The sequence below is a fragment of the Allorhizocola rhizosphaerae genome (genome assembly GCF_003426775.1).
GTDB classification, from domain to species: Bacteria; Actinomycetota; Actinomycetes; order Mycobacteriales; family Micromonosporaceae; genus Allorhizocola; species Allorhizocola rhizosphaerae.
On record NZ_QJUG01000373.1, the window covers coordinates 1 to 4,755 of the forward strand.

Below are 4,755 nucleotides of genomic sequence, written 5' to 3' on the forward strand. Positions count from 1 at the left end.
ACCGGAAGGGGTGGGGGAAGGGGCTGGGGTGGTGGGGGGTTCGACGGTGTGGCGCTTGAGGGAGACCTCGGCCAGGCCGGTGCCGCCGACCGTGATGTCGTCGTAGGCGACCAGTTCCGCGTTGGGGTCGAAGTAGAGCACGGACATCGCGAGCGGTTCGGGGGTCTCGCCTTCGAGCCCGCGCAATCCCGCGCCGCCCGTCGAGCCCTGCACCATGAGCGTGGTCGTGCCACCCTTGAGCACCGAAACCTTGCGCTCGTGGGCATGCCCGGCCAGCACGATCGGGCACACGCCCGCCAACTGCTCCCCCGACCGCGGATCGTGCACGAGCGCGATGTTGACCGGCGCGCCACTCTCGCGAATGGTGCCCGCCAGGGTCCGGCCGGTCTGCTCGACGGCGTCGATGCTGCGCTGGCCTTCCCCCGACCCACCAAACGGATTGGCGTTCTTGTCAGGCGTGAACCGAGGGTCACCGATCCCGGCAAAGGTAAGCCCCGCGACGGTTTTCACGCCATTGTCCAACACGACCGCGTTGGGCTGCGCCGCGACCGCCCGCTGCGTGAGGTCGGAGTCGTGGTTCCCGCGCACGTACACATACGGCACCTTGAGCAGGGCGATCGACGCGACGAAGTTGGCCTCCGCCTCGGTGCCCCAGTCGTTGATGTCGCCCGTGTCGACCACCACGTCGATGCGGAACTGCTCCACCGCGGACCGGATGACCGGCCACGCCGCCGGGTTGAGGTGCAGGTCGGACACGTGCAGCACGCGGATCGAGCCGTCGCCGGGCTCGTACACGGGCAGGGTCGACAGCGTGCTGTAGAGCTCGCCCACATTGACGACCATCTTCTCCAGCTGTCTGGCGTAGGCGTCGTACCGGTCGGCGATCCGCTGCGCGTCGCCGATCACCGTCGGCGCGTTGGCCAGCAGCCCGTCATAGCGCGGCTCCTTCAGCGCGCCCGGGTGGAACGTCAACCCGGCCGCGGCGAAGCTGCCGAACAGCACGGCCAGGGCCACCCCACCCGCCTGGGCCACCCGCCGCACCCGACGGTAGATCACCGCCGCGGCGAGCATCGCGCCTAGCACACCAACCGCCGTCGTGCGCAGGATCAACCGGTCGACCCCGTTTACCACGTCCTCGACGGCCGTGCGGCTGGCCCGCTGGATCCCGCTCGGGTTGTTGAACAGCGCCTCCGTCCGCGTCCGGTCGAGCCCGTCGAGCCGCACTCCCAGGTGCGCCGGGCCGTCATGCGTGTCCAAATGCACCACGCCCAGCGGCGGGATCACGATCTCGGAGTCGCCCGTGAGCGACGGCCGGACCGAGAACGTCGCGTTGAACGGGCCGATGTCCACCGTGGTCGCCGCGGCCAGCATCAGGCCGATCAGTGCCCCGCCCAGGGCAACGCAGGCCAGGGCGAACGCCCCGCGTAGCTTTGCCAGTCGGATCATGGGCCTACCGTGATCCGCACAATGCGGTCGTCGTCGGCGTGGATGTCACAGTTCGAGGTGCATCGGCCATCGTGGTTGTTGGTGATGAACCACAGCGAGTGGTCGGGCGCGTTGACCACACCGCGGAGCCGGCCATATTCGCGCACCAGCTGCGGGATGGGCTGGGCGACCGGGCCGTCCTTGCCGATCGGCACCAGAATCAGGCGCTGCCCGCGCAGGCACGCCGCGACCAGCACGTTGTTGTTGGAGATCGCCATGCCCGAGCAGGACGACTCGCCCACCGGGAAGGCGAACACCGGATCTTTGAACTTGGGATCGTTGCCCGCGCCCTCGAACTGCGGCCAGCCGTAGTTTTTGCCCGGCTCGATCAGGTTGATCTCGTCGAGGTGTGTGCTGCCGAACTCGGTGGCCCACAGCCTGCCCCAGCCGTCCCATGCGATGCCCTGCACGTTGCGGTGCCCAAGCGTCCACACCAGCGTGTTGAACGGGTTGCCCGGGGCGGGTTTGCCGTCCGTCGTCATGCGCAGGATCTTGCCGCCGAGACTGTTGAGATCCTGTGCGAGGCCGCGCGTGCTGGCGTCGCCGGTCGTCGCGTACAGAAAACCGTCGGGACCGAACGCGATCCGGCCTCCATTGTGGACGCCGGAGATGGGGATGCCGGTGACGATGGGCTCCGGCTTGGCGCCGATCTTCCAGCGGGCGATGCGGTTGTCGTTGGCGGCCGTGTAGTAGAGGAACAGCGTCTGGTCCTGCGCGTAGTTGGGCGACACGGCCAGGCCCAGCAGGCCGCCCTCGCCGCCCGGGTCGGCCTCCTCGATCAGGCCGACGTCGGAGACCGCGTAGGGCGCGTCGTGGCCCGGGCCCTTGGTGATCTTCTTGATCTTCCGAGTGTCGCGCTCGGTGACCAGCGCGCTGCCGTCGGGCAGGAAGGCGACCTCCCACGGCGCGCGCAACCCCTTGACCAGCACGTCCTGTGTGGTCACCCGCTGCTGCGGCGACGGCTCCCCGGGCTGCGGCGACGGGGTGGCCGAGCCCTGCGGCACTGGCGCCGGCACGCTGCCCACGGTCTCCGGCTGACCTCCCTTGTCGCATGACACAAGGCTCAGGCCGATAACCAAAACCATCATCTGGACCCGCTTAGGCGTCATGAAGGCGCAAAGTCCTGGCTGCGCGCGGCGGTTCCACATGCGCACTAGCCTATCCCCGTGACCATTTGGATCGCCCATCACGCCGGACGCGCCCTCCTTCCCGATGACGTCGAGGTCAAGGTGTTCACCGGCCCCGACGCCGACCTGCCCGGTGAGTTGAGCGAGGTTCGGTTCTGGGTGCCGCCGTTCCTGAGCGGTGGCGATGTCGTTTCCCTGGCCGGGCGGATGCCAAACCTCGATGTGATCCAGTTGCTCAGTGCCGGGGCCGACGCCTGGGCGGGGAAGGTGCCCACCTCGGTGAGGTTGTGCGACGCCCGCGGGGTGCACGACTCGTCGACGGCCGAATGGGCGGTGGGCGCGATCCTGGCGTCGCTGCGCCGGTTCGACGAGTTCGCCCGCGCGCAGGAGCGTCGCGAGTGGAGCTACCGGCGGTTCGCCCCGACCGATGAGCTGGCGGGCAAGCGTGTGCTCATCGTCGGCGCGGGCTCCATCGGGCGTGCCCTCGCGGCGAGGCTGGCCCCGTTCGAGGTGGAGATCACATATGTCGCCCGCTCGGCGCGCGACGGCGTGCACTCCATCGACGAACTGCCGTCGCTGCTGCCCGTTGCCGACATCGTCGTGCTGCTCGTGCCGCTGACCCCGGCCACGCGGGGCATGATCGACGCGGCGTTCCTCGCGGCGATGCGTGACGGCGCCCTGCTCGTCAACGCGGCACGCGGTCCGGTTGCCGACACCAATGCCCTGGCCAAGGAGCTGTCAACGGGCCGCATCACGGCTGCGGTGGACGTCACCGACCCGGAGCCGCTGCCGCCCGATCATCCACTGTGGACAGTCCCTGGACTGCTGCTCACGCCGCATGTGGCGGGCTCGGTGCGCGGGCTGCTGCCGCGCGCCTACCGCATGGTGGCCGCGCAGGTGGAGCGCTGGCGCTCCGGCCAACCATTGGATAACGAAGTCGTCGACGGCTATTAGTCGCTTGAAATCCGTGCTTAGCATGCACGGTATGTCTCGGACCATACGCGCCCTAGCGGCGCTTTCGATAGTGGCCATAGCAATCACGGGGTGTAGCAAGAAGAACAACAACGCCAACCCGTCGGACCAGCCCACCGGCCCCCAGCTGATGGCCGAGGGCGACAAAGCGATGAGCGACGTCAAGAGCGCCCACTTCACCCTCACCGTCGACGGCAAGATCGCCGCCCTGCCGGTCAAGCAGGCCGAGGGCGACCTGACCCGCGAGGGTTCGGCCAAGGGCACGGCAAAGGTCGAGCAGCTGGGCTTCGTCACCGAGGTGGCCTTCGTCATCGTCGGCCAGGACCTGTTCCTCAAGGGCCCGACCGGCGGATACCAGAAGATGCCCCTGTCCGTCGCGGCCAGCGTCTACGACCCGTCGGCGATCCTCGACCCCGACCGGGGCGCGGCAAAGCTGTTGCGCACCGCCAAAAACCCGAAGTTCGAGGGCAAGGAACAGGTCGACGGCAAGCAGGCGTGCAAGGTGTCGTTCGAGCCGGACACGACCGCGCTGGCCGCGCTCATCCCCACGACGATCACCGGGATCAAAGGCATGGTTTGGCTGTACGAGGACTCCAAGCGCATCGCCAAGGCCGAGTTCACGTTCCCGGAGGGTGGCAAGGTCACGGTGGTGTTCACGAACTACGACGCGCCGGTGACCATCAGTGCCCCGTAACCGGCTGGCGATAGGCGTCGGCGGGCTGGCGGTCCTGCTGGGTGCGCTCGACGCCTACGTCGTGGTGTCGATCCTCATCGAGATCGTCAACGAGCTGCAGATCCCGGTCAACCGGTTGGAGCGGGCCACCCCGCTCGTGACCGGATATCTTCTCGGGTACCTGGCGGGCATGCCGCTGCTCGGGCGGCTGTCCGACCGGTACGGCCGGCGCGTGGTGATCCTGGGCTGCCTGGCCGGTTTCGCGCTGGGCAGCCTCATCACCGCGCTGGCGGCCAGCCTCCCGCTGCTCGTGGCCGGGCGGGCGGTGCAGGGCCTGGCCGGAGGCGCGTTGCTGCCGGTCACCATGGCGCTCGTGGCCGACGTCTTCCCCTCAGCGAAGCGGGCGGCCGCGCTCGGCTGGCTCGGCGCGGCGCAGGAGCTCGGCGCGGTGCTCGGGCCGCTGTTCGGTGCGGGCGTGGCCGCGCTGATCGGCTGGCG

At 69.1% G+C, this 4,755-nt stretch carries 5 protein-coding genes; 3 read left to right on the forward strand and 2 right to left on the reverse strand.

What is annotated here, in order from left to right:
* Positions 1-1,446 (reverse strand): metallophosphoesterase family protein (locus DM816_RS40225; RefSeq protein ID WP_117215706.1); only part of this gene is annotated, 1,446 nt, incomplete at its 3' end.
* Positions 1,443-2,633: a PQQ-dependent sugar dehydrogenase gene (locus DM816_RS40230; RefSeq protein WP_425455341.1), complete on the reverse strand. Its 1,191-nt coding sequence runs from the start codon at positions 2,631-2,633 to the stop codon at positions 1,443-1,445. The genes DM816_RS40225 and DM816_RS40230, both read right to left, overlap by 4 nt.
* An 18-nt stretch (positions 2,634-2,651) precedes the next feature.
* Between DM816_RS40230 and DM816_RS40235 the strand changes: the two genes are divergently transcribed.
* The 3 genes from DM816_RS40235 to DM816_RS40245 all read left to right on the forward strand — a co-directional run.
* The gene (locus tag DM816_RS40235; protein WP_117215707.1) at positions 2,652-3,566 is read left to right on the forward strand and encodes a 2-hydroxyacid dehydrogenase; all 915 of its coding nucleotides are present in this window, start codon (positions 2,652-2,654) and stop codon (positions 3,564-3,566) included.
* 31 nt (positions 3,567-3,597) lie between these two features.
* Positions 3,598-4,278 carry an LppX_LprAFG lipoprotein gene (locus tag DM816_RS40240; RefSeq protein WP_162908352.1) on the forward strand — a complete coding sequence of 227 codons (681 nt, stop codon included), beginning with the start codon at positions 3,598-3,600 and terminating at the stop codon, positions 4,276-4,278.
* Positions 4,268-4,755: MFS transporter (locus DM816_RS40245; RefSeq protein ID WP_117215709.1), on the forward strand; the 488-nt coding region annotated here is incomplete at its 3' end. The genes DM816_RS40240 and DM816_RS40245, both read left to right, overlap by 11 nt.